23 protein-coding genes and 1 pseudogene are annotated in these 18964 nt (G+C 70.7%); 14 read left to right on the top strand and 10 right to left on the bottom strand.

Annotation, left to right across the window (positions count from 1 at the left end; translation table 11 throughout):
* The 3 genes from ACFYX4_RS07650 to ACFYX4_RS07640 all read right to left on the bottom strand — a co-directional run bounded on the left by ACFYX4_RS07650 (position 1) and on the right by ACFYX4_RS07640 (position 1436).
* The gene (locus ACFYX4_RS07650; RefSeq protein WP_389327557.1) at positions 1-522 is read right to left on the bottom strand and encodes a thiol-disulfide oxidoreductase DCC family protein; all 522 of its coding nucleotides are present in this window, start codon (positions 520-522) and stop codon (positions 1-3) included.
* Entirely contained in the window at positions 519-926 is a 408-nt protein-coding gene (locus tag ACFYX4_RS07645) for a hypothetical protein (RefSeq protein WP_389327554.1), read from the bottom strand. The genes ACFYX4_RS07650 and ACFYX4_RS07645 overlap by 4 nt, the downstream gene beginning before the upstream one ends.
* Positions 927-1028: 102 nt before the next feature.
* Entirely contained in the window at positions 1029-1436 is a 408-nt protein-coding gene (locus tag ACFYX4_RS07640; RefSeq protein WP_389327551.1) for a VOC family protein, read from the bottom strand.
* A gap of 197 nt (positions 1437-1633) precedes the next feature.
* On the opposite strand from ACFYX4_RS07640, the gene ACFYX4_RS07635 reads away from it, so the two are divergent.
* The 3 genes from ACFYX4_RS07635 to ACFYX4_RS07625 all read left to right on the top strand — a co-directional run bounded on the left by ACFYX4_RS07635 (position 1634) and on the right by ACFYX4_RS07625 (position 2964).
* Positions 1634-2068, top strand: a complete 435-nt coding sequence (locus ACFYX4_RS07635; RefSeq protein ID WP_389327548.1) for a TM2 domain-containing protein — start codon at positions 1634-1636, stop codon at positions 2066-2068.
* On the top strand, positions 2061-2471 hold the full coding sequence (locus ACFYX4_RS07630) for a DUF2752 domain-containing protein (protein WP_389327545.1): 411 nt from the start codon (positions 2061-2063) through the stop codon (positions 2469-2471). Before ACFYX4_RS07635 ends, ACFYX4_RS07630 begins: the two co-directional genes overlap by 8 nt.
* A 229-nt stretch (positions 2472-2700) precedes the next feature.
* Positions 2701-2964 carry a TM2 domain-containing protein gene (locus tag ACFYX4_RS07625; RefSeq protein WP_389327542.1) on the top strand — a complete coding sequence of 88 codons (264 nt, stop codon included), beginning with the start codon at positions 2701-2703 and terminating at the stop codon, positions 2962-2964.
* A 74-nt stretch (positions 2965-3038) separates the two neighbouring features.
* On the opposite strand, the gene ACFYX4_RS07620 is transcribed toward ACFYX4_RS07625, so the two are convergent.
* The 5 genes from ACFYX4_RS07620 to ACFYX4_RS07600 all read right to left on the bottom strand — a co-directional run bounded on the left by ACFYX4_RS07620 (position 3039) and on the right by ACFYX4_RS07600 (position 7265).
* Complete coding sequence (locus ACFYX4_RS07620) at positions 3039-3809, bottom strand: succinate dehydrogenase iron-sulfur subunit (protein ID WP_389327539.1); 771 nt, start codon at positions 3807-3809, stop codon at positions 3039-3041.
* Positions 3809-5563: a succinate dehydrogenase flavoprotein subunit gene (gene sdhA, locus ACFYX4_RS07615; protein WP_389327536.1), complete on the bottom strand. Its 1755-nt coding sequence runs from the start codon at positions 5561-5563 to the stop codon at positions 3809-3811. The genes ACFYX4_RS07620 and sdhA overlap by 1 nt, the downstream gene beginning before the upstream one ends.
* Positions 5564-5582: 19 nt before the next feature.
* Positions 5583-6065 (bottom strand): succinate dehydrogenase hydrophobic membrane anchor subunit, encoded by a 483-nt coding sequence (locus ACFYX4_RS07610; RefSeq protein ID WP_389327533.1) that lies wholly within the window; start codon positions 6063-6065, stop codon positions 5583-5585.
* A gap of 5 nt (positions 6066-6070) precedes the next feature.
* Positions 6071-6451, bottom strand: a complete 381-nt coding sequence (sdhC, locus tag ACFYX4_RS07605) for a succinate dehydrogenase, cytochrome b556 subunit (RefSeq protein ID WP_389327530.1) — start codon at positions 6449-6451, stop codon at positions 6071-6073.
* 253 nt (positions 6452-6704) lie between these two features.
* Positions 6705-7265, bottom strand: a complete 561-nt coding sequence (locus tag ACFYX4_RS07600) for a 2-oxo-4-hydroxy-4-carboxy-5-ureidoimidazoline decarboxylase (RefSeq protein WP_389327527.1) — start codon at positions 7263-7265, stop codon at positions 6705-6707.
* A gap of 243 nt (positions 7266-7508) precedes the next feature.
* Here ACFYX4_RS07600 and ACFYX4_RS07595 point away from each other — a divergent pair, with 243 nt between their 5' ends.
* From ACFYX4_RS07595 to ACFYX4_RS07585, 3 genes are all read left to right on the top strand, one after another.
* The gene (locus tag ACFYX4_RS07595; protein WP_389328635.1) at positions 7509-9122 is read left to right on the top strand and encodes a glycoside hydrolase family 20 protein; all 1614 of its coding nucleotides are present in this window, start codon (positions 7509-7511) and stop codon (positions 9120-9122) included.
* A 210-nt stretch (positions 9123-9332) separates the two neighbouring features.
* Positions 9333-9935 carry a hypothetical protein gene (locus ACFYX4_RS07590; protein WP_389327524.1) on the top strand — a complete coding sequence of 201 codons (603 nt, stop codon included), beginning with the start codon at positions 9333-9335 and terminating at the stop codon, positions 9933-9935.
* 146 nt (positions 9936-10081) lie between these two features.
* Positions 10082-10546 (top strand): hypothetical protein, encoded by a 465-nt coding sequence (locus tag ACFYX4_RS07585; RefSeq protein WP_389327521.1) that lies wholly within the window; start codon positions 10082-10084, stop codon positions 10544-10546.
* Positions 10547-10730: 184 nt separating this feature from the next.
* Here the strand turns inward: ACFYX4_RS07585 and ACFYX4_RS07580 are convergent, their stop codons facing one another.
* Both ACFYX4_RS07580 and ACFYX4_RS07575 read right to left on the bottom strand, forming a co-directional pair.
* Positions 10731-10919 carry a DUF397 domain-containing protein gene (locus ACFYX4_RS07580; RefSeq protein WP_389327518.1) on the bottom strand — a complete coding sequence of 63 codons (189 nt, stop codon included), beginning with the start codon at positions 10917-10919 and terminating at the stop codon, positions 10731-10733.
* A 4-nt stretch (positions 10920-10923) separates the two neighbouring features.
* Positions 10924-11775: a helix-turn-helix domain-containing protein gene (locus ACFYX4_RS07575; RefSeq protein ID WP_389327515.1), complete on the bottom strand. Its 852-nt coding sequence runs from the start codon at positions 11773-11775 to the stop codon at positions 10924-10926.
* Positions 11776-12000: 225 nt separating this feature from the next.
* Here ACFYX4_RS07575 and ACFYX4_RS07570 point away from each other — a divergent pair.
* The 8 genes and pseudogenes from ACFYX4_RS07570 to ACFYX4_RS07535 all read left to right on the top strand — a co-directional run bounded on the left by ACFYX4_RS07570 (position 12001) and on the right by ACFYX4_RS07535 (position 18597).
* Positions 12001-12410: pseudogene (locus ACFYX4_RS07570) on the top strand (ATP-binding protein).
* A gap of 93 nt (positions 12411-12503) precedes the next feature.
* Complete coding sequence (locus ACFYX4_RS07565) at positions 12504-14009, top strand: ATP-binding protein (RefSeq protein ID WP_389328632.1); 1506 nt, start codon at positions 12504-12506, stop codon at positions 14007-14009.
* A 417-nt stretch (positions 14010-14426) separates the two neighbouring features.
* On the top strand, positions 14427-14711 hold the full coding sequence (locus ACFYX4_RS07560) for a hypothetical protein (protein ID WP_389327512.1): 285 nt from the start codon (positions 14427-14429) through the stop codon (positions 14709-14711).
* Complete coding sequence (locus ACFYX4_RS07555; protein WP_389327509.1) at positions 14693-15106, top strand: DNA-binding protein; 414 nt, start codon at positions 14693-14695, stop codon at positions 15104-15106. The genes ACFYX4_RS07560 and ACFYX4_RS07555 overlap by 19 nt, the downstream gene beginning before the upstream one ends.
* 114 nt (positions 15107-15220) lie before the next feature.
* Positions 15221-15346: a hypothetical protein gene (locus ACFYX4_RS07550; RefSeq protein ID WP_389327506.1), complete on the top strand. Its 126-nt coding sequence runs from the start codon at positions 15221-15223 to the stop codon at positions 15344-15346.
* Between the two features lie 197 nt (positions 15347-15543).
* A complete protein-coding gene (locus ACFYX4_RS07545; protein WP_389327503.1) occupies positions 15544-16122 on the top strand; it encodes a GNAT family N-acetyltransferase in 579 nt (192 codons plus the stop codon).
* A 550-nt stretch (positions 16123-16672) separates the two neighbouring features.
* Positions 16673-17332 carry an RNA polymerase sigma factor gene (locus ACFYX4_RS07540; protein WP_389327500.1) on the top strand — a complete coding sequence of 220 codons (660 nt, stop codon included), beginning with the start codon at positions 16673-16675 and terminating at the stop codon, positions 17330-17332.
* A complete protein-coding gene (locus tag ACFYX4_RS07535; RefSeq protein WP_389327497.1) occupies positions 17332-18597 on the top strand; it encodes a hypothetical protein in 1266 nt (421 codons plus the stop codon). The genes ACFYX4_RS07540 and ACFYX4_RS07535 overlap by 1 nt, the downstream gene beginning before the upstream one ends.
* Positions 18598-18964: the final 367 nt, after the last annotated feature.

Raw genomic sequence — 18964 nt, 5'->3', positions numbered from 1 at the left:
CTAGTCAGTCGCGCACGCGCCGCCGGCACAGGAGGGCGGGGTGTAGGTCCAGCCGTGGGCCGGGTCGAAGGACCAGCCGTCGGCGGCGTAGTACGCGCCTCCGCCCCACTCGGGGCGTCTGTTCCACTGCGTCCCGCGCCACTTCGCGGCGGCCAGCACCGCGCCCCGGGCCAGCCTCGCCCCCGCGGGCGTGCTCAGCCGGTGCGCGAGGGGCCGGTGCTCGCGCAGCGCCCACAGGACGACGATCCAGGCGTCGGCGCCCCGGTAGACCTGCCCCGCGTCGCCGACGACGGTGATCTCCTCGAGGGTGGCGGCGTGGTCGAGCCCGGGAAACCGGGCGGTCGCCTCGGCGGAGCCCGCCGGCACCAGCTCCACCGGCACCAGCTGCGGCTGCCGCCGCAGCCAGTCGCCCAGGAAGGCGCACAGGGAGCACCCGGCGTCGTAGAGGACGGTGAGCCGCCGGACCGGGACGCGGGCGGCGTCCCGGCCGACGGCGGCCTGCGAGTCCCGCACGGGGCTCACGCCCGGCCGGTGGGGGCGACCCAGCCCTGCGGGGCGACCGGCGGCAGCTGCTCGCGCTCCATGATCCCGCGCCGCCGGATCCGGCTGAGCACGTACACGTTGCCCAGGTGCATCACGCCGAGCACCAGCAGCACCACGCCCAGCTTGGTCGACAGGGCCTCGAAGATCTGGCGGGTGTCCTGGATCGTCTCGTCCCCGCTGAGGTACAGCGCGACGAAGCCGAGGTTGACGAGGTAGAAGCCGACCACCAGGAGGTGGTTGACGGCGTCGGCGAGCTTCTCGTTCCCGTGCAGCACGTCCGCGAGGAAGACCCGCCCGTTGCGGCTGAGGGTACGGGCCACCCAGACGGTCAGAGCGATGCTGACCACCAGGTAGATGACGTACGCGATGACTGTGCGGTCCATGATCCCCACCTTTTATGAACGCGTTCAAAACGCTGTCGTGGGACGACTCTAGACCTGTTTTTGAACGCGTTCAACCGAAAAGGTGAGGGAACCCGGACGGGTTCACGCCCGGCCCAGCTCCGGGCGCTTGGAGTAGTCCGTGAAGCCGAGGACGTTGCCCCAGGGGTCGGCGATCTCGACGGTCCAGCCGGTGGCCACCTGGGCCGGCGGGTCCAGCGGAGGGATGCCGGCCGACGACAGCCGCCGGGCCGCCGCGCGCGCGTCCGGCACCTCCAGCCAGACGCGCGGACAGGCCCACGGCGGCGGACGGTGCCCGAGGGCCTCCTCCTGCCGCAGCAGGACGCCGGGCGTCTCGCCCCCGACCCCCAGCAGCGCGATCCCGGCCTCGTCGAACCGGAACGCCACCGCGAACCCGGCCCGCTCGTAGAAGCTCACGGCCTCGCCGAGATCCCCGACGGGCAGCAGTACGTTGTCGAACCCGAGCAGTTCGTAGGACTCGTCATCTGACATAACGTCACAATAAGTGCGAGTCGGACGACAACCGGTGATTGCCCGCGGACGCTCCGCCGGAGTCCCGCCCCGCGGAATCCCTCCCTCACCCGCCCTTACCGGACCCGGCTTCTCACCGCCGCCCTTTCTCCTGCAAGATGACCTGCACTCACCTCTTGTGTCTTACATCCGATCATCCGGTCTCAGGAGACATCACCTTGAGCGAACAGCCGCAGTACCCCCAGCAGCCGCCCCAGCAGCAGCCCGGGTACGGCTACCCGCAGGGCGGCCCCTACGGGTACCCGCAGCAGGGCCAGCAGCCGCCCGGCTACCCGCCGCCCGGCGGCCCCTACGCCGGCCAGGGCGCGTACCCGCCGCCCGGCGGCGCCTACCCCACCGGCGACCCCAACGCCCCCTACGGATACGACCCCTACGGGCGGCCCTACTCCGACAAGTCGAAGATCGTCGCCGGCATCCTCCAGCTCTTCCTGGGCACCTTCGGCGTCGGCCGGTTCTACATCGGCCACGTCGGGCTGGGCCTCGCGCAGCTCTTCACCTGCGGCGGGCTCGGCATCTGGGCGCTCGTCGACGGCATCATCCTGCTGACCAGCAACGACAAGACCGACGCCCAGGGCCGGATCCTGCGTGGCTGACCTGGCGGGCGGGGAGCGCGGCTCCCTCCTCCGGCACCCGGCGGCGGCACCCCTCGCGGTGCTCGCCGCCGGAGCCGTCGGCTCCGCCTACCTGTACGTCACCGACCCGCATGAGGGCGGACACCTCCTGCCCCAGTGCCCGTTCCGGTTCGTCACCGGGCTGCTCTGCCCCGCCTGCGGCGGCACCCGCATGACCTACGACCTGATGCACGGCCACTTCGCGCAGGCCTGGCTCGACAACCGCGCGCTGCTGCTCGCCTCGCCCTGGGCGCTGGCCCTGCTCGGCCGCTGGATCTGGGACGGCCTGCACGGCCGGCGCCGCCCGCTCCGGCTCGGCCGCACCGCCCAGGCCGTCGTCCTCGGCCTGGCCGTGACCTGGACCGTCGTACGCAACGTCTACTGAGATCAAACGGGCGCGACCGTGAAAGTCTCCAATTCAACGGCTCTTGGCCGGATTTGATCACGGAATAGGAACGATCGTTCCTTCCTACTCCCTTTCACCCCACTCGCCTCTCTAGGCTCACCCCTCACAGGGGGGCGTTCTTGCATGTCCATGCACGGTCGACGCGCGTGTTCTCTCACGCGCATCCCTCCTGGCGTCCCCGTTCGCAGTGAACCCAGGAGCAGTTCTCATGACCGTCCCCACCCCTGAGGCCCCCTACGGCGTCGACCCGCTGGGCCGTCCCTACTCCGACAAGTCGAAGATCGTCGCGGGCATCCTCCAGCTGTTCCTGGGCACGCTCGGCATCGGCCGCTTCTACGTCGGCTCCGTCGGCGTCGGCATCGCCCAGCTCCTGACCTGCGGTGGCCTCGGCATCTGGGCGCTGATCGACGGCATCCTGTTCCTCACGAGCAACGACCGCACCGACAAGCAGGGCCGCGTCCTGCGCGGCTGAGCGCCCGTCACCCACGCCGAGGGCCCCGCTCCAGTACAGGAGCGGGGCCCTCGGCGTGTCAGGGGCGCGAGGCCTCAGAAGCGGCGCGTGATCAGCGCCCGCTTCACCTCCTGGATCGCCTTGGTGACCTCGATGCCACGCGGGCAGGCGTCCGTGCAGTTGAAGGTCGTGCGGCAACGCCACACGCCGTCACGGTCGTTGAGGATCTCCAGGCGCTGCTCGCCGGCCTCGTCACGCGAGTCGAAGATGAACCGGTGCGCGTTGACGATGGCCGCCGGGCCGAAGTACTGCCCGTCGTTCCAGAAGACCGGGCACGAGGACGTGCAGGCCGCGCAGAGGATGCACTTCGTCGTGTCGTCGAAGCGCTCGCGGTCCTCGGCGGTCTGGAAACGCTCACGCGTGGGCTCGTTCGTGTCCTTCGTGATGAGGAAGGGCATGACGTCGCGGTACGCCTGGAAGAACGGCTCCATGTCGACCACGAGGTCCTTCAGGACCGTGAGGCCCTTGATGGGCTCGACCGTGATCGGCTTCTCGGGGTTGATGTCCTTGATCAGCGTCTTGCACGCGAGGCGGTTCTTGCCGTTGATCCGCATCGCGTCCGAGCCGCAGATGCCGTGCGCGCAGGAGCGGCGGAAGGTCAGCGTGCCGTCGACGTCCCACTTGATCTTGTGCAGACCGTCGAGGACGCGCTCCTTGGGGTCGATCTCCAGCTGGAAGTCTTCCCAGGTCGCCTCCGCCGAGATCTCCGGGTTGAACCGGCGGACCCGGAAGGTGACGGTGATGTACGGGGAGGCCGCGGACGCCGGATCGGGGGTCTCGGCCTTGTCCAGAACGGGAGTTGCCATCAGTACTTACGCTCCATCGGCTGGTAGCGGGTCTGGACGACCGGCTTGTAGTCGAGGCGGACGGTCTCGGTGCCGTCGTCGCCGACCTCGCGGTACGCCATGGTGTGACGCATGAAGTTGACGTCGTCGCGGTTGGGGTAGTCCTCGCGGTAGTGACCGCCGCGGGACTCCTTGCGGGCCAGCGCCGACACCGCCATGACCTCGGCCAGGTCCAGCAGGTTGCCCAGCTCGACGGCCTCCAGCAGGTCCGTGTTGAACCGCTTGCCCTTGTCCTGGATCGACACGTTCCGGTAGCGCTCGCGCAGCTCGGCGATCTTCTCCACCGCCGTCTTGATCGTCTGCTCGGTGCGGAACACCATGACGTTCGCGTCCATGGTCTCCTGGAGCTCGCGACGCAGCTCCGCCACCCGCTCGTTGCCCGTGGCCGAGCGCAGCCGCTCGATCTGCTCGACGACCAGCGACTCCGGGTTCTCCGGGAGCTCGACGAAGTCCGCCTTCTGGCTGTACTCCGCCGCCGCGATGCCGGCCCGGCGGCCGAACACGTTGATGTCCAGGAGGCTGTTGGTGCCCAGCCGGTTCGCGCCGTGCACGGAGACGCAGGCGACCTCGCCGGCGGCGTACAGGCCGGGGACGACGGTGGTGTTGTCCACCAGCACCTCGCCCTCGACGTTCGTCGGGATGCCGCCCATCGCGTAGTGCGCGGTGGGCTGGATCGGGATCGGGTCGGTGTACGGCTCGATGCCCAGGTAGGTGCGCGCGAACTCGGTGATGTCCGGGAGCTTGGCGTCCAGCTGCTCCGGCGGCAGGTGGGTGAGGTCCAGGTAGACGTGGTCGCCCTCGGGACCGCAGCCGCGGCCCTCGCGGATCTCGGTGTAGATCGAGCGGGAGACGACGTCACGGGACGCGAGGTCCTTCATGACCGGCGCGTACTTCTCCATGAAGCGCTCGCCGTCCTTGTTGCGCAGGATGCCGCCCTCACCGCGGGCGCCCTCCGTCAGCAGGATGCCCATGCGCCAGATGCCGGTCGGGTGGAACTGGAAGAACTCCATGTCCTCCAGCGGCAGCCCGCGCCGGTACACGGCCGCCTGGCCGTCGCCGGTCAGGGTGTGCGCGTTCGACGTCACCTTGAAGAACTTGCCGCAGCCGCCGGAGGCGTAGATCACGGCCTTCGCCTGGAAGACGTGGATCTCACCGGTCGCCAGCTCGTACGCCACGACGCCGGCCGACTTCTTGACGCCGTCGACCTCGGTGATCAGCTGGTCCAGAACGTAGAACTCGTTGAAGAACTCCACGCCCTCCTTGACGCAGTTCTGGTACAGCGTCTGGAGGATCATGTGGCCGGTGCGGTCGGCCGCGTAGCAGGACCGGCGGACCGGGGCCTCGCCGTGGTTGCGGGAGTGACCGCCGAAACGGCGCTGGTCGATGGTCCCGTTGGGCGTCCGGTTGAACGGCAGGCCCATCTTCTCCAGGTCGAGGACGGAGTCGATGGCCTCCTTCGCCAGGATCTCGGCGGCGTCCTGGTCGACCAGGTAGTCACCGCCCTTGACCGTGTCGAAGGTGTGCCACTCCCAGTTGTCCTCCTCCACGTTGGCCAGCGCGGCGGCCATGCCGCCCTGCGCGGCGCCCGTGTGGGAGCGGGTGGGGTAGAGCTTGGTCAGCACCGCGGTGCGGCTGCGCTTCGTCGACTCGATGGCCGCGCGCATGCCCGCGCCGCCGGCGCCGACGATGACGGTGTCGTACTTGTGGATCTTCATGATTCTCGCAGCCCCGTGCCTAGCGGATGTTCGGGTCGAAGGTGAAGATCACCAGCGTGCCCAGCAGGATGGTGAACACCGTGGCGGTGTAGAGCAGGCCCTTCAGCCACAGCCGGGTGTTCGCGCGCTCCGCGTAGTCGTTGATGACCGTGCGCAGGCCGTTGGCGCCGTGCAGCATCGCGAGCCACAGCATCAGCAGGTCCCAGACCTGCCAGAACGGGGACGCCCAGCGGCCGGCCACGAAGGCGAAGCCGATCTTCGACACGCCGCCGTCCAGCACGAGCTGGATCAGCAGGTGGCCGATGACCAGCACGACCAGCACGATGCCGGACAGACGCATGAACAGCCACGCGACCATCTCGAAGTTGCCCCGGGTCGACTTCGGGGACTTCTTGGTGCGCTTGCGCGGGGCCTCGATCAGGGGGGCCGGGTTGTCGACTCCGTACAGGGAACCGCCCTCGACGGGGCCGATCCCGGACGCGGTGGTTTCAGTGGTCGCCATCTGTCTCAGCTCCCGAAGACTTCACGAGCGGCGTGGCCGAGGACGGGGTAGATCGCCCCGATCATCAGCACGACCCAGATACCCACGACGGACCAGAGCATCTGCTTCTGGTAGCGCGGGCCCTTCGACCAGAAGTCGACGGCGATGACACGCAGGCCGTTGAGCGCGTGGAAGAGGATGGCGGCGACGAGGCCGTACTCCAGCACGGCGACGATCGGCGTCTTGTACGTGGCTACGACCTTGTCGTAGTCCTCGGGGGAGACACGCACGAGTGCGGTGTCCAGCACGTGTACGAACAGGAAGAAGAAGATGAGGACGCCGGTGACTCGATGAGCCACCCAGGACCACATTCCTTCCCGGCCGCGGTACAGCGTTCCAGCCGGCACGGAAGAACCCTCCGGGAGCGGGGACTGGGGCCTGCCGGCTTCGGTGTCGGACGGGCCCGGCCGGGTACGGTCCACCGGCCCCCAGCATCGTAGCGACGCGCTGCCGCTGGGCTTACGGGGGGCCTACCGGTGTGATCAAAGTGGCACGCGTTTGGGTGAGCGTGGGCGGCATCCGGGGTGGTTTGTGCTGTTACTTGCCGTCTGCGGGTGCGTTGTGGCTGGTCGCGCTCACGCGGCGGTGGCCGCACATTGATTACAGCCCCGCGCCCCTTAGGTGGGTGACCAACCGTCCTCTTGCCAGGCGGCGGAGTTCCTCGGCCGCTACCTCTCGCTCTCTCTCCGGATCGTTCGTCAATCGTGATCGGATGGCTACCAGGATGTGGTCGGGGGTCTCCGCCGGGGGCGTGTCGCCGAGGTAGAGGACGAAGGCGTGGCCGAAGCGGGACTCGTAGGCGGCGTGGGCCGCGCGGAGGGCCGTGTGGGCGGCGCCGTAGGCGTCCTCCGGGAGGGCGGGGAGGGATTCGGCGGCCAGGGCCTCGGCGAGATCGGCCGCGGTCAGGTCGTACGCCGCCTCGTCGGACGCGGCCAGCAGGGCGTCCGGGGTTGGGTAGGGGCGGTGCTCCGCGATGCTGCGGGCCCAGCGGAGGCTGTTCAGGCAGGTGAGGAGGGTGCGGTGGGCCTCGTCGGCGGGTGCGCCGTTGAACCCCTCCAGCGCGGGGGAGGGGACGCGGGGCTGCTCGGGGAGCGTCGGTATGGCGGCGCGGCCCGGCGGGCGGGAGAGGCGGTGCGCAGACAGCGTGGGTCCTCGGGTCACGTGTGGCGTGTCAGGGGATGTTGTGAAGGGTGTGACCTCACGTTATCGAGAGTGGTCATGACGTGTCCGTTGGATGCCCGAATTTCACCCGCACGGGAGAGTTTCAGATGGGACCGGGACCCCCTTCGGCGCGCTTGGCTCGCGCTCGGGTCGTAGGTTGGCTGGGTGAGCAGGCACAGGCACAGGCACCGGCGCCGGGCGCCGGAGAGGAACCCGCAGCAGACGGTCGCGCGGCGGGCCCTGCTGGCCGGCGGTCTCGTCGTCGTTCTCGGAGCCGGGGTGGGCGTGTGGGCCTCCGGCGACGGGGACGGCGGGGCGCCGGCCGGCGCGGCGGCGCGGCAGACCAGCGAGGGCGGCGGCGCGTCGGCGGGCGGCGATCCGTCCGCGTCCGGCCCCGGGGCGGCCGGCGCACCGACGCCGAGCCGGTCGTACGCGCTCTCGCAGCCGCCGCGGACCATACCCGCGGTCCGCGCCCACACCGCCGCGCGCGGTCCCGGCTGGCGTCCGGCCGCCGGGCAGCGGGTGGTGGTGAGCGACGCGGGCCTGGCCGACGAGGGCCGGCTGATCGCCGGCGAGCTGAAGATGACGTACGCGGGCGAGCAGGACGACACGCGCGCGGGAGACCTGCGGCTGGCGCTGAACAAGGGCGCCGGGGCGAACCCGGAGTCGTACACGATGACCGTGCGGGGCGGGCAGGTGACCGTCAGCGGGCCGTCCGACGCCGGGGTGTTCTACGGCACGCGGACGCTGAAGCAGGAGGTGCACGGCGGCGGCACGGCCCCCGAGGGCGTCGTACGGGACGAGCCGGCCAAGCCGCAGCGCGGGTTCATGCTCGACATCGCGCGCAAGCACTTCACGGCCGACTGGATCGAGGACCGTGTACGCGAGCTGGGGGACCTGAAGTACAACGAGATCGGGCTGCACTTCTCCGACGACCAGTCCTTCCGGATCGAGTCCGACACCCACCCCGAGATCGTCTCCGCGAAGCATCTGACGAAGGCGCAGGTGAAGCGGATCGTCGACCTCGCGGCGAGCCGGCACATCACCGTCGTCCCCGAGATCGACTCGCCCGGACACCTGGGCGCGGTCCTCGACGCCCACCCCGAGCTGCAACTGCGCAACGTGCGGGGCGTCCCCACGCGCGGGGCGATCGACATCTCCAAGAACGCCTCCGGCGAGCTCCTGGACGACCTGCTGAACGAGTACGCCGGGCTCTTCCCCGGCGCGCAGTGGCATCTGGGCGGCGACGAGTACCAGGCGCTGACCGTCTCCGACCCGGAGGCCTCCTACCCGCAGCTGGCCGCCGCCGCCCGCAAGGCCTACGGGTCCGGCGCCGGCGTCGCCGACCTCGCCACCGGCTGGCTCAACGCCCGCGCCGACACGGTTCGCGCCCACGACCGGACCATGCGCGCGTGGAACGACGGTTTCTTCCGGCAGACGTCGGTCAAGGCCGCGGACGACCTGGTGGTCGCCTACTGGACCGGCAAGGAGATCGGGGCGCGGCCGCCCGTCGCGTACCTGAGCACGGGCCGCAAGGTGATCAACTACAACGACGAGTACCTGTACTACGTCCTCGGCGAGCCGCAGACGTTCGTCTACCCGACGGGACAGCGGATCTACGAGCAGTGGACCCCGCGGGTGCTGCGCGGCAGCACGGCGGTGCCCGCGAAGTACGACGGCCAGATACTCGGCGGGACCTTCGCCGTCTGGTGCGACCTCGCGAACTCCCAGACGCAGGACCAGGTCGCGGCCGGCATCCGGATGCCGCTGCGGGCGACGGTCCAGAAGCTGTGGGATCCGGGGGCGCCGCAGCTGTCGTGGACGCAGTTCAAGGCGCTGGCGGACCGGCTGGGCTGAACCGTGAACGGGCCTTGCCGAGGCTGGTCCGGACCTTGTCCGGCCCGGTGTCCGGCCCGGTGTCCGGGCCGGTGTCCGGGCCGGTCGGAGTTGGCTGGAATCTTGCGCTGATCCGTTTCACCGTGCACGCTTTGACACTCCCTGGCTGTCGCACGCAGTGAGGGGAACTGCGGGCTCCGTAAGGATGGGGCCCGGGGGAGGGAGGCGTGCATGAGCGTGGTGGACCTCATCGCCACGGCGGACGAACGCGGCCTGGCCGCGAGCGGACTGGCTTGTTTGGACCGATGCGTGCCGCTCCTCGGCGGCGACGACGAGATCCTGCGCCCGCTGTGGGGGAACCTGACGGACGACTCGGACCCGGGGGGCTGGGGCGACCTGCTGGACCAGATCCGCGGCAAGCTGGACTCCGTCGGCGGCGGCTGTGACGACGGCGAGGGCGCGGGCGTGGGCGGGAGCGGTGACGGCGGGGGCGGCGATGCCGTGCTGCTGGCGCGGGGCATGCTTGACGCGGCCCCCACGGCCCGCTCGGCCGCCGAACTGCGGGAGTGGGCCGACGCCTGCTCGATCGCCGCGCTCCGGATCCACCGGCTCCTCGACCCCGCCGCCGACCCGACCCCGCTGGACTCCCGCCGCGCGGGCGCCACGGAGGGCATGCCGCCCCTGGCCGCCGCCGAACTCCGCCGCCAGACCAACGTCCTGGAGGTCCTCGCCGCCCACGGCGCGGGCGGACTGCGCCGGGCCCTGGGCGAGTCCACGGAGGGCCGCCGCATACTCCGCGCGGTGGTCTCCCGCCGGGCCCGCGGGCGGAGCTGAGCCACTCTGGACGACAGGCCGAATACGGGGTTCCTGTGCCCGTGCCGCGGGGGAGGTGGGGCGGTCCTGCACCGGTCCGGGAAATCCGGCGCGTCCGGGCCTCCGGCCTGGTGACGAACGCTGTCCTTTCCGCACATGATCCCTGCATGACCAGCGCGACGACCGGATTCCCGCAGACCCTGACCCAGCCCCCGCCCGCCCTTCAGGGACGTCCCCAGGCCGCCGTGAAACCCGTGCGGTGGGCGGCCGACGCCGTCTCCACGCTGCGCGAGGGCGCACGACTGCGCCTCGACTACTCGGCGCAGAGCCTGTGGCGCGTCGACCGGATGATCGAGGACCTGCGGCGCGAGGCCCCGCCGTACGCCGCCGTGGAGGGCGTCCTGCGCGGCCTCGGCGCGTACGCGGGCGAGGTGATCGCCCGCGAGACCGGCGCGGAGTGGTGGGCGACGGGCGGCGACCACTGGATCCGCACCCCCGACGGCCGCCTGTGGGACCCGATAGACGAATCCCGCCGCTGCTTCGCCGGCCACGGCTCACTCCGCCTGCTGTGCCGTGACGCACAGTCGTGTTCCGGCTCTGTGGACCGTGCCCGGAACGGGCGTCAGCGGTGAGACAAGGTCATCTGTGTGTCCATTGCGCGCGAGTTCACGCGGTGGAAAAGACCGCCGTCTTGAGCGGCACTACCGGACCTGCGTCACATCGTCGAACCGTAGGGGTGTGCCTCCGGTGTCCGGACAGGTGGGGGTCCGCGCGCCCGTGTTCTGCTCGGCTCGGTCCCCGGGGCTGTCAGGAACCTCAGCGGGGGTGCCGCTTCAGCGCCTCGATGAAGGCGGTGAAGGTGGGGGCGGGGAAGGTGAGGGTGGGGTGGGTGGGGGTTTTCGAGTCTCGGACGGCGACTTGGGGGTGGTGGTGGGCGATCTCGACGCAGGCGTTGCCCTCGCCGCCGCCGGAGTACGACGACTTCTTCCAGGTGAGGGGAGTCATGGCCTCACAGCTCCTTCGTCAGCCCGTGGATGAGGTCACGCGAACGTTCCGCATCGAGTGACTCGTCCTCCAGCCTACGGAAGAGTGTTCGGAAGCGGCCGAGTTGGGCTCGGGCATCGATGAACGCCGTGCCATGGGGGTGGTCGCGCACCACGGTGTCCAACTCGGGTACGGGGCCGCCCGCGTACACCATGGCGCTTCCCGCACCGCCGAAGCCCTCCAGATCGAACGGGATGACGCGCACGGTGACGTGACCGACCTCGGAGAGCTCCAGGACGCGGTGGAGTTGAGCGCGCATTGCGGCACGGCTGCCCACGGTGATGCGCAGTGCCGCCTCATGGATCACGGCCTCGTACGGGATGGGGGTGGGGCGTTCGATGACCACCCGCCGCTTCATCCGGTGCTCCACCCAGCGCGCGACCTCGTCGTCCGGGAACTCTGGGTTCACGTAGGTGAAGAGCGCCCGGGCGTAGTCCTCGGTCTGCAGAAGGCCCGGCACATGCAGGAAGTCCACGTCCCACCGGTAGCGGGCGTGGTGCTCCAGTTCCGACAGGTCGAGGAACGGCGTCGCCAGGTGGCCGCGGTACTCCTCCCACCAGCCGCGCGTCCGGTCGGTCGCCATGGCCACCAAGGCCGCGAGCAACTCCTCGTCCGCGCAGGCGTAGTTCGCGGCGAGCCGGCGTACGCGCTGCTCGCTCACGCCGGAGACGCCGGACTCGATCTGGCTCATTTGGACGGAGCTCACGCCGAGCAGGCTCGCCGCCTCGGTCGCCTTGAGGCCGGCGGCGTCGCGCAGCCTGCGCAGTTCGGCTCCCAGGCGCACCTGGCGCGCCGTCGGCTCCCGTCTGGTCGCCATGGACCTCCTCTCGCCTTCAACCACCTTGTCGGGACGACTCTTTCGGGCGTCAGGTTACGGGATCACCTTGCGTCGCCTGAAATTTATGACCTACCGTCGGTGACGCGACGCACACGCTGCGAAATCACCGGGAACCGGAAGCGCACCGCCCCGTCCTGCCATGACGGCTGCGGCATGACACCGCCCGCCGACCGCAACCACCCACCTGCCGAACGGAGTTGCCGCATGCCCGAATTCGAGGACTCCTGGGAGTACTCCCTTTTCATCCCCAACGACCTCCGCGCTGTCACCGTCAGTCGCCGTACCCTCCGGCTCGTTCTCACCCTGCACGGACTCATCGGCCTCGTCGACACCGCGGAGCTGCTCGCCGCCGAGCTGGTCGGCAGCGCCGTGCGGCACCAGAAGGGGCCCGCCGCCCTCGGTGTGCGCTGCCGGGAGGGCGTGCTGCGGATCGGCGCGTGGGACGCGGACCCGGGGCCGCCCGAGCCGCCGGGGAAGTTCGAGGAACTCGCGGAAGCGGAGGCGGGCCGGGGACTGGCCCTCGTACGGCCTGCTCCGACCTGTGGGGCTGGCAGCCCCTCTCCAGGTTCGGCCACCGGGGCAAGTACGTGTGGTGCGAGCTGGCGGCGGCGTAGTCGCCGCCGACGACGGTGACGAAACCCAGTACGACGCTTTTCGTCGAAGTAGACTTAGACGTATTCCGTCACAGTCGATGTGTGGGAGGGCGAGTGAAGAAGGGCCTGCCGACCAAGCCGGACGACGTGGTCGACCGGGACCGGGAGTGGGATCTTCTTGCGGAGTTCCTCACCGATCCGGATCCGGCGATGCGCCTCGGCATCGTGTCGGGGCGGCGACGGCACGGGAAGTCGTACCTTCTGCAGGCTCTGTCCGAGCAGGTCGGTGGCCTGTACGTCACAGCGGTCCGGGAGGAGGGGCGGCTGCCCGCGATCCAGCGGTTCAGCGACGCGGTCGCCGCCCACGCCGGCCTGCGGCCAGGAAGCCTGCGTTTGACCGACTGGCGTGACGTCCTGTCCAACGCCCTTGAGGTGACGGCCCGTTCGGCACGCCCGCTCCTGGTGATCGACGAGTTGCCGTACCTGCTCCAGCACTCGCCGGAAATCCCCGGGCTGCTGCAACAGCTCTACGACGAGCGCCAGCGGGGTGCCCCGGCCGATGCCGGGCCGGGACCGCGGCTGATCCTGTGCGGCTCCGCGATGAGCGTCATGCACGAACTGCTCTCGGGGACCAAGCCGCTGCGGGGCCGAGCCGTGGTCGATCTACGGCTGGGGCCTTTCGACTACCGGGACAGCCGGACCTTCTGGCAGATCGCAGACCCGCTGACCGCACTGAAGGTGCACGCGGTCCTGGGCGGGGCCCCCGGCTACCGGCCGGTGGCCGGCCGGCCGCATCCGGACGACGGCTTCGACACCTGGCTCACCCGGACGCTGCTCGATCCGGGCCGGGCGGTGTACTCGCGTACCGAGACCGAGTACCTGCTGCGTGAGGACCCGAGGATCACCCAGCACACGCTGTACTACGACATCCTCACCGCGATCGCGCAGGGCGCCACCACCCCCAGCAAGATCGGAGCCGCTCTGGAGCGCCCGCGTAACGCCGTCGCTCACCCGCTCGGAGTGCTGGAGTCCACCGGCTACATCCGGCGGGAACAGGACATCCTCCGCTCCAGGCACCCCGTCATCACGCTCGCCGACCCCGTGATCCGCTTCAACCAGCTCATCACCCTCCCGCAGGCCGCCGCCGTGGAGCAGGGTTTCGCCGAGCAGGTGTGGCAGCAGGCTGCTCCGACCTTCAACTCCAAGATCCTCGGGCCGCACTTCGAGGACCTGGCCCGCGACTTCACCCGTCGTTACGCCCACACCCTGCTGCCCGGTGGACTGCCCGGCCCGGTCGGCACCACCGAGGTCGCCGACCAGGCCGCCCGGACGAAGCACGAGGTCGACGTCATCGCCCTGGCCGCCGGCGAGCGCCCGCAGGCTCCCCGCGCGAGGATCGCGCTGCTGGGCGAGGCCAAGGCGACCGCCGCCCGCCGTGGGACCGGTGACCTGGAACGCCTGGAACGCATCCGTTCCCTGCTCACGGACCAGGGGTACGACACCGCCGACACCACGCTGGCCCTGTACTCCCTGCACGGCTTCTACCCCGACCTGGTCGACCTGGCCGATCGCCGTGACGACCTTCTCCTGGTCGACCTGCCCACCCTTTACGGCGACTGACGGCGTCCACCTGTCTCGCGCGTCGGCCCATAGGGCCTGCCGATCGCATGAGGAGTCAGACCCGTTGGTCACGCGTTGGTCGCGCTGGTCACAGACCTGACGTTGTCGTGTGACACGAAGGAACCCCTCGCCATTGGCCCCCTCCTTCCAGCAGAGATGCATAAGCGATCAGGGGGAACGACGATGGGTTCGCCCCCCTGGGCCCCACCCCTATGTGTCCCTCTGGCCTGAGGGAACGCAGTCAGTGGGGTGTCCGGGTTTTCTGGGCTGACGTGTCAGCGGGGTGGTGCTGACGTAAGGCGCCGGTGCCCGTGCTTACGGGGCATGAGGCACCCTTTGCTCCCCTGGTAGATCCCCTGGGGCGGGTGGGGGCGCGCATGGCTTTCCGGTTTCCTACTCGTTTGACACACTGGGGTCATGTCCGAGACGACGTACAGCATCGGTGAGGGGCCGGCGACGAGGGTCAGCCTCTCCCTGCCCGAGGGGACTGCGGAGGCGATCCGGGCGCGGGTCGGTAAGCGGGAGTTCTCCGCGTTCATCGCCGCGGCCGTCGAGCGGGAGCTGCGGGGGCACGTGCTGGACGAGTATCTGGCCGACTACGAGAGCCGCAACGGGCCGGTCTCCGAGCAGGCGCGGCAGCAGGCGCGGCAGGTGTTCGACGAGGTGTTCGCTGAGGAAGAGCAGTGGCCCGCCGCAAGCTGAGCCACGAGGGGACGCTGGTCCTGGACAGCGAAGGGCTGACCAAGCTGCTCGCCGATGACGAGACGGTGGTGGCGCTGGTCGCGGAGGCGCGCTCCCGTGGCATGGAGGCGGTGATCTGCTCGCTCACCATCATCGAGGCCGTCCACGCCCGTACGAACAAGGCCCGGCTGAGCTGGCTGCTGTCCGGCCTGCGGGTGATCCCGGTGGGGGACGAGGAGGCGAAGGCGGCCTCGGAGCTGTTGATGGGGGCAGGGCTGCACGGTCACAAGTACGCCATCGACGCGGCCGTGGCCGAGGCTGCCCTGCGGCAACAGCGGCCCGTGGTCATGCTGACGTCCGACATCGACGACATGACCAAACTCTGTGGCGATCGGATTCGGCTCATCGCTGTGTGAGGCGGGCCAGGTGATCGGGGAAAGATGCAGATCGGGATCTGAGCGGTGGCGGGGTGAACATGCCACCGTCGTGGATCACGTACCTGGCCACCGGCGCGCGCCTGCGATCCATAGGTGAGGCTGGCGAAGGTACTCGCGCCCGACAACATCAACAACGTCCCCCTGAGGCTCAAGCGGCTCGCCGAGCGAGGGATCCTGGCCGAGACCGAGCAGGGGCTGTTCACCCCGCCACGGCCGTAGCCCCTCCGGCGGGCCGCAACCAGCCTGCTCAGCCCAACCGAAAGGCCAACCCGGGCATCACCTCAAGTGCCGCCCTCTGGGGGACGCTCGGTCGCGCCGATGAGCGGGCACGTCGTTATTCCAGCCCTCCGAGAAAGCCCGTTGCGAGTGGTCCGCATCGGATGTCTGATGGGTCGGCCACCGACCAGGGAGGGAACATGAGGGCGTCGCTGCCCACCCCCTCGTTGCACACCGCTCGTCTTCGACTGCGTGCCTTCGAAGACGCGGATGCGAATAACCTCTTCGCGCTGCACAGCAGCGCCCACATCCTGCGCTACTGGGACTCGCCACCGTGGACCGAACGCTCGCGCGCCGAGAAGTTCATCACTGCTTGCCGGCGGATGGAACAGGAAGGCACCGGGGCACGGTTGGCCGTGGATCGTGTCTCCGACGGGGCGTTCATCGGCTGGTGCACCCTGAGCAGGTGGAATCCGGAGTACCGCAGCGCATCGCTCGGCTACTGCTACGACGATGCAGCGTGGGGCCACGGCTACGCGACCGAGACCGCGCGCGCTCTGCTGGGGTGGGCGTTCGACACGCTGGACCTGAATCGCGTCCAAGCCGAGGCCGATACGCGCAATGTGGCTTCTGCCCGCGTGCTGGAGAAGCTCGGCTTCGTGCGTGAGGGGACGTTGCGCGAGGACTGCGTTGTCAACGGCGACGTTTCCGACTCGTGGGTCTACGGGCTGCTCAGGCGGGAGTGGCTGCCGTCGTCCAAGCCGGTTCCCACCCACTGAGTTCCGTCGCTCGGCACCCGCTATCGGCCCACCCCACCAACTGATCACTGGGAGATTCAGGCCGACCGCAGGGGCGGAGCGGATACTTGCAGTACGGCAGCGTCGCGTCGAAGGGGTTGCCGAGCCGGCGTCCGGGACGGCTCAGCGCATCGGCCCGGAGAAGATCTGACGAGGTGTCTGATCGCGTTGGTCACGCGCCGGCCGCGTTGGCCACTGGAGTCATGCATCGCCACAGGGCAGAGCCCTGAACCGAAGCAACGACCGGGGCCGCCACCCCCCACAGGAGAGGCCCCGGCCGTCGCGCGGTACGGACCGCGCGGCGGCCCGTACTTTCTACAGCGCCGTGAGTGCGTTTTCTGTCACACCGCCCGCCCGCCCCGCGTCACGAGTCGGTTGCATCTTGTACGGACATGGACGACCAGCGGTTTCAGGTCGTAACGTGCCTTTCGCGCCGGACGGCGGAGCGGCTGGAACACCGCGATGACCCGCGGACCAGTCGAGACCATCTGCGGGCCGGTGAAACCGCCATCATCGATCGAGGAACCACGACGTGGGGGACGACGCGGAGCTGACCGCCGCGGTGCTTGCGGCACAGCACGGGGACGAGGCCGCGTTCCGGGCTGTGTACCGCGCGGTGCACCCGCGGCTCCTCGGCTATGTCCGCACCCTCGTCGGCGACCTGGAGGCGGAGGACGTCACCTCCGAGTCCTGGCTCCAGATAGCCCGTGACCTGGAGCGGTTCAGCGGCGACGCCGACCGCTTCCGCGGCTGGGCCGCCCGGATAGCCCGCAACCGCGCCCTCGACCACATCCGGATGCGCGGACGGCGGCCCGCCGTCGGCGGCGACGAGACGGAGCTGAACGGCCGCGCCGCCGAGTCCGACACCGCCGGGGAGGCCATCGAGGCCCTCGTCACCGGCCGCACGCTCGACCTCATCGCCCGGCTGCCGCAGGACCAGGCCGAGGCCGTCGTCCTGCGGGTCGTCGTGGGCCTCGACGCCAAGACCGCCGCCGAGACGCTCGGCAAACGGCCCGGCGCCGTACGCACCGCCGCGCACCGTGGGCTGAAGAAGCTCGCCGAGCTGCTCGGCGACGACCCGGAGACGGCCGGAGTCCTCGACGCACTGCCGCCGCAGCGAGAGGCGCGCGCCCGCGCGGTGACGTCCGCCGGTGTGACGCATGCGTACGTGCGGACGCAGAAGGACATGTGATGGCCGACGAGCGCTGTGTCTTCCCGGGGGACGACGAGTCCCCCAGCGGCTCCGCCGCGCGCCGGGGACCCGGCCGACGGCCCGGCGGCCGATGGCTGGACCGCCGTACGGCGGAGCGGCTGCTGTCCGGCGACGTGCCGGACAACGCTGTCGCCCCCGCCCACCGTGACGAGGCCGAACGCCTCGCCCGCACCCTGAACGCCCTCGCCGCCCTCTCCGACCCGCCCGTCCCGCCCGACGAGGAACTCCCCGGCGAGGCGGCGGCCCTCGCCGCCTTCCGCAAGATCCAGGCGGACCGTACGACGCCCGCGACCGTCTACGTCGAATCCCGCGAGCCCCGCGACTCCCTCGAGTCCGCCGGCGAGGCGACCGCGCTGTCCGCCTTCCGTGCGGCCCGGGTCTCCTCCCGCCCCGGCACGGCCGCCTCCGACGACGCCGGTGACGGTGACGACGCCGACGTGGTGCGGATCGGCGCCGGACGGCCCGAGCGGGAGCCGTCGCGGCGGAGCAGGACCGTCCGTCTGGGGGCGGCGGCCGCCCTGGCCGTCGGGATGGCCGGCGGCGTCGCCGCCGCTGCCGGCGCGGGGCTGCTCCCCGCCCCCTTCGACGACTCCGAGCCGGGCCCCGTCGCCTCCGTCTCCGCCGCCGCGACCCCCGGACCGTCCCGTCCGTCCGTCTCGCCCTCCCCGTCCGGGTCCCCCTCGCATGCACCGGGCGTGGACCGGAGCGACCAGGTCGCCCCGGACGCCCCCGGCGGCACCGCGAGCGGCGCCCCGGCCGCCCCGAGCGCCGGGGCGAACGCCAAGGGCAGCGGCGGCGACGCCCCCGACGCCCATGACGACGGCACTTGGCCGGCCGGCGTGACCTCGGCCTGCCGTGACCTGCGCGACGGCAAGGTCCTGCACCACGAGCGCCGCCGCGGCCTGGAGAGCGCCGCGGGCGGCTTCTGGCGTGTGCCGGTGTACTGCGCGTACGTCCTCACCGTCCCCGGCGGCGGGGGCAAGACCGGCGGCCAGGGGCAGGGCCAGGGTCAGGGGCAGAACGGCTGGGGCGGCGACGGCGGTGGCGGTGGCGCGAGCGGCGGTTGGGGCAGTGGCTGGGGCGGCGGCAACTCCGGCCACGGTGACAAGTCCGGCAGCTCAGGCAACTCAGGCAACTCCGATGAGGGCGACAAGGGCGGCGCCGGCGACAAGAACCGCGACAAGGGCGAGGGCAGGGGCGGTCAGGGTGGGAAGGGCGGCGGCCGGGGCGGCAGCGGTCACTAGGACACCGACCCGCCCGACCCTCACCCGTCCCCAACGACCTCGCAACGCCCGACCCGACGTCCTCGCAACCCCCTGACCTGCGATTTCCCGCCCCGTAGAAAATTTTCCGGCCCAGGTGTGACGTTTTCCGAGCCCCCGGCGCAGTAAGAAGTGAGCCGACTGGTCATCGGCCCTCGCATGGAGCCGGGGTTCCCCCCGTACCTACGGCTCCGTGCACCCGGCGCGGGGGGGGGGGGGGGGCCCCCCCCCCCCCCCCCCCCCCCCCCCCCCCCCCCCCCAAAAAACCAACCCCCCCCCCCCCCCCCCCCCCACACCCAAAACCCCCCCCCCCCCCGGGGGGATAATAAATTATGAAAAAAAAAACAAA

The organism is Streptomyces sp. NPDC002328 (assembly GCF_042890065.1).
Lineage (GTDB): Bacteria > Actinomycetota > Actinomycetes > Streptomycetales > Streptomycetaceae > Streptomyces.
The sequence above is the reverse complement of the archived record's forward strand: the minus strand, read 5'-3'. Positions and strand labels throughout refer to the sequence as shown.

Bases quoted from the DNA above. Each gene is read 5' to 3' on its own strand.
- ACFYX4_RS07535 (WP_389327497.1), top strand. From the start codon at position 17,332: ATGGCCGACGAGCGCTGTGTCTTCCCGGGGGACGACGAGTCCCCCAGC.
- ACFYX4_RS07610 (WP_389327533.1), bottom strand. From the start codon at position 6,065: ATGGCGACCACTGAAACCACCGCGTCCGGGATCGGCCCCGTCGAGGGC.
- ACFYX4_RS07620 (WP_389327539.1), bottom strand. From the start codon at position 3,809: ATGGCAACTCCCGTTCTGGACAAGGCCGAGACCCCCGATCCGGCGTCC.
- ACFYX4_RS07585 (WP_389327521.1), top strand. From the start codon at position 10,082: ATGACCAGCGCGACGACCGGATTCCCGCAGACCCTGACCCAGCCCCCG.
- ACFYX4_RS07575 (WP_389327515.1), bottom strand. From the start codon at position 11,775: ATGGCGACCAGACGGGAGCCGACGGCGCGCCAGGTGCGCCTGGGAGCC.
- ACFYX4_RS07640 (WP_389327551.1), bottom strand. From the start codon at position 1,436: ATGTCAGATGACGAGTCCTACGAACTGCTCGGGTTCGACAACGTACTG.
- ACFYX4_RS07545 (WP_389327503.1), top strand. From the start codon at position 15,544: ATGAGGGCGTCGCTGCCCACCCCCTCGTTGCACACCGCTCGTCTTCGA.
- ACFYX4_RS07560 (WP_389327512.1), top strand. From the start codon at position 14,427: ATGTCCGAGACGACGTACAGCATCGGTGAGGGGCCGGCGACGAGGGTC.
- sdhA (WP_389327536.1), bottom strand. From the start codon at position 5,563: ATGAAGATCCACAAGTACGACACCGTCATCGTCGGCGCCGGCGGCGCG.
- ACFYX4_RS07645 (WP_389327554.1), bottom strand. From the start codon at position 926: ATGGACCGCACAGTCATCGCGTACGTCATCTACCTGGTGGTCAGCATC.
- ACFYX4_RS07590 (WP_389327524.1), top strand. From the start codon at position 9,333: ATGAGCGTGGTGGACCTCATCGCCACGGCGGACGAACGCGGCCTGGCC.
- ACFYX4_RS07625 (WP_389327542.1), top strand. From the start codon at position 2,701: ATGACCGTCCCCACCCCTGAGGCCCCCTACGGCGTCGACCCGCTGGGC.
- ACFYX4_RS07580 (WP_389327518.1), bottom strand. From the start codon at position 10,919: ATGACTCCCCTCACCTGGAAGAAGTCGTCGTACTCCGGCGGCGGCGAG.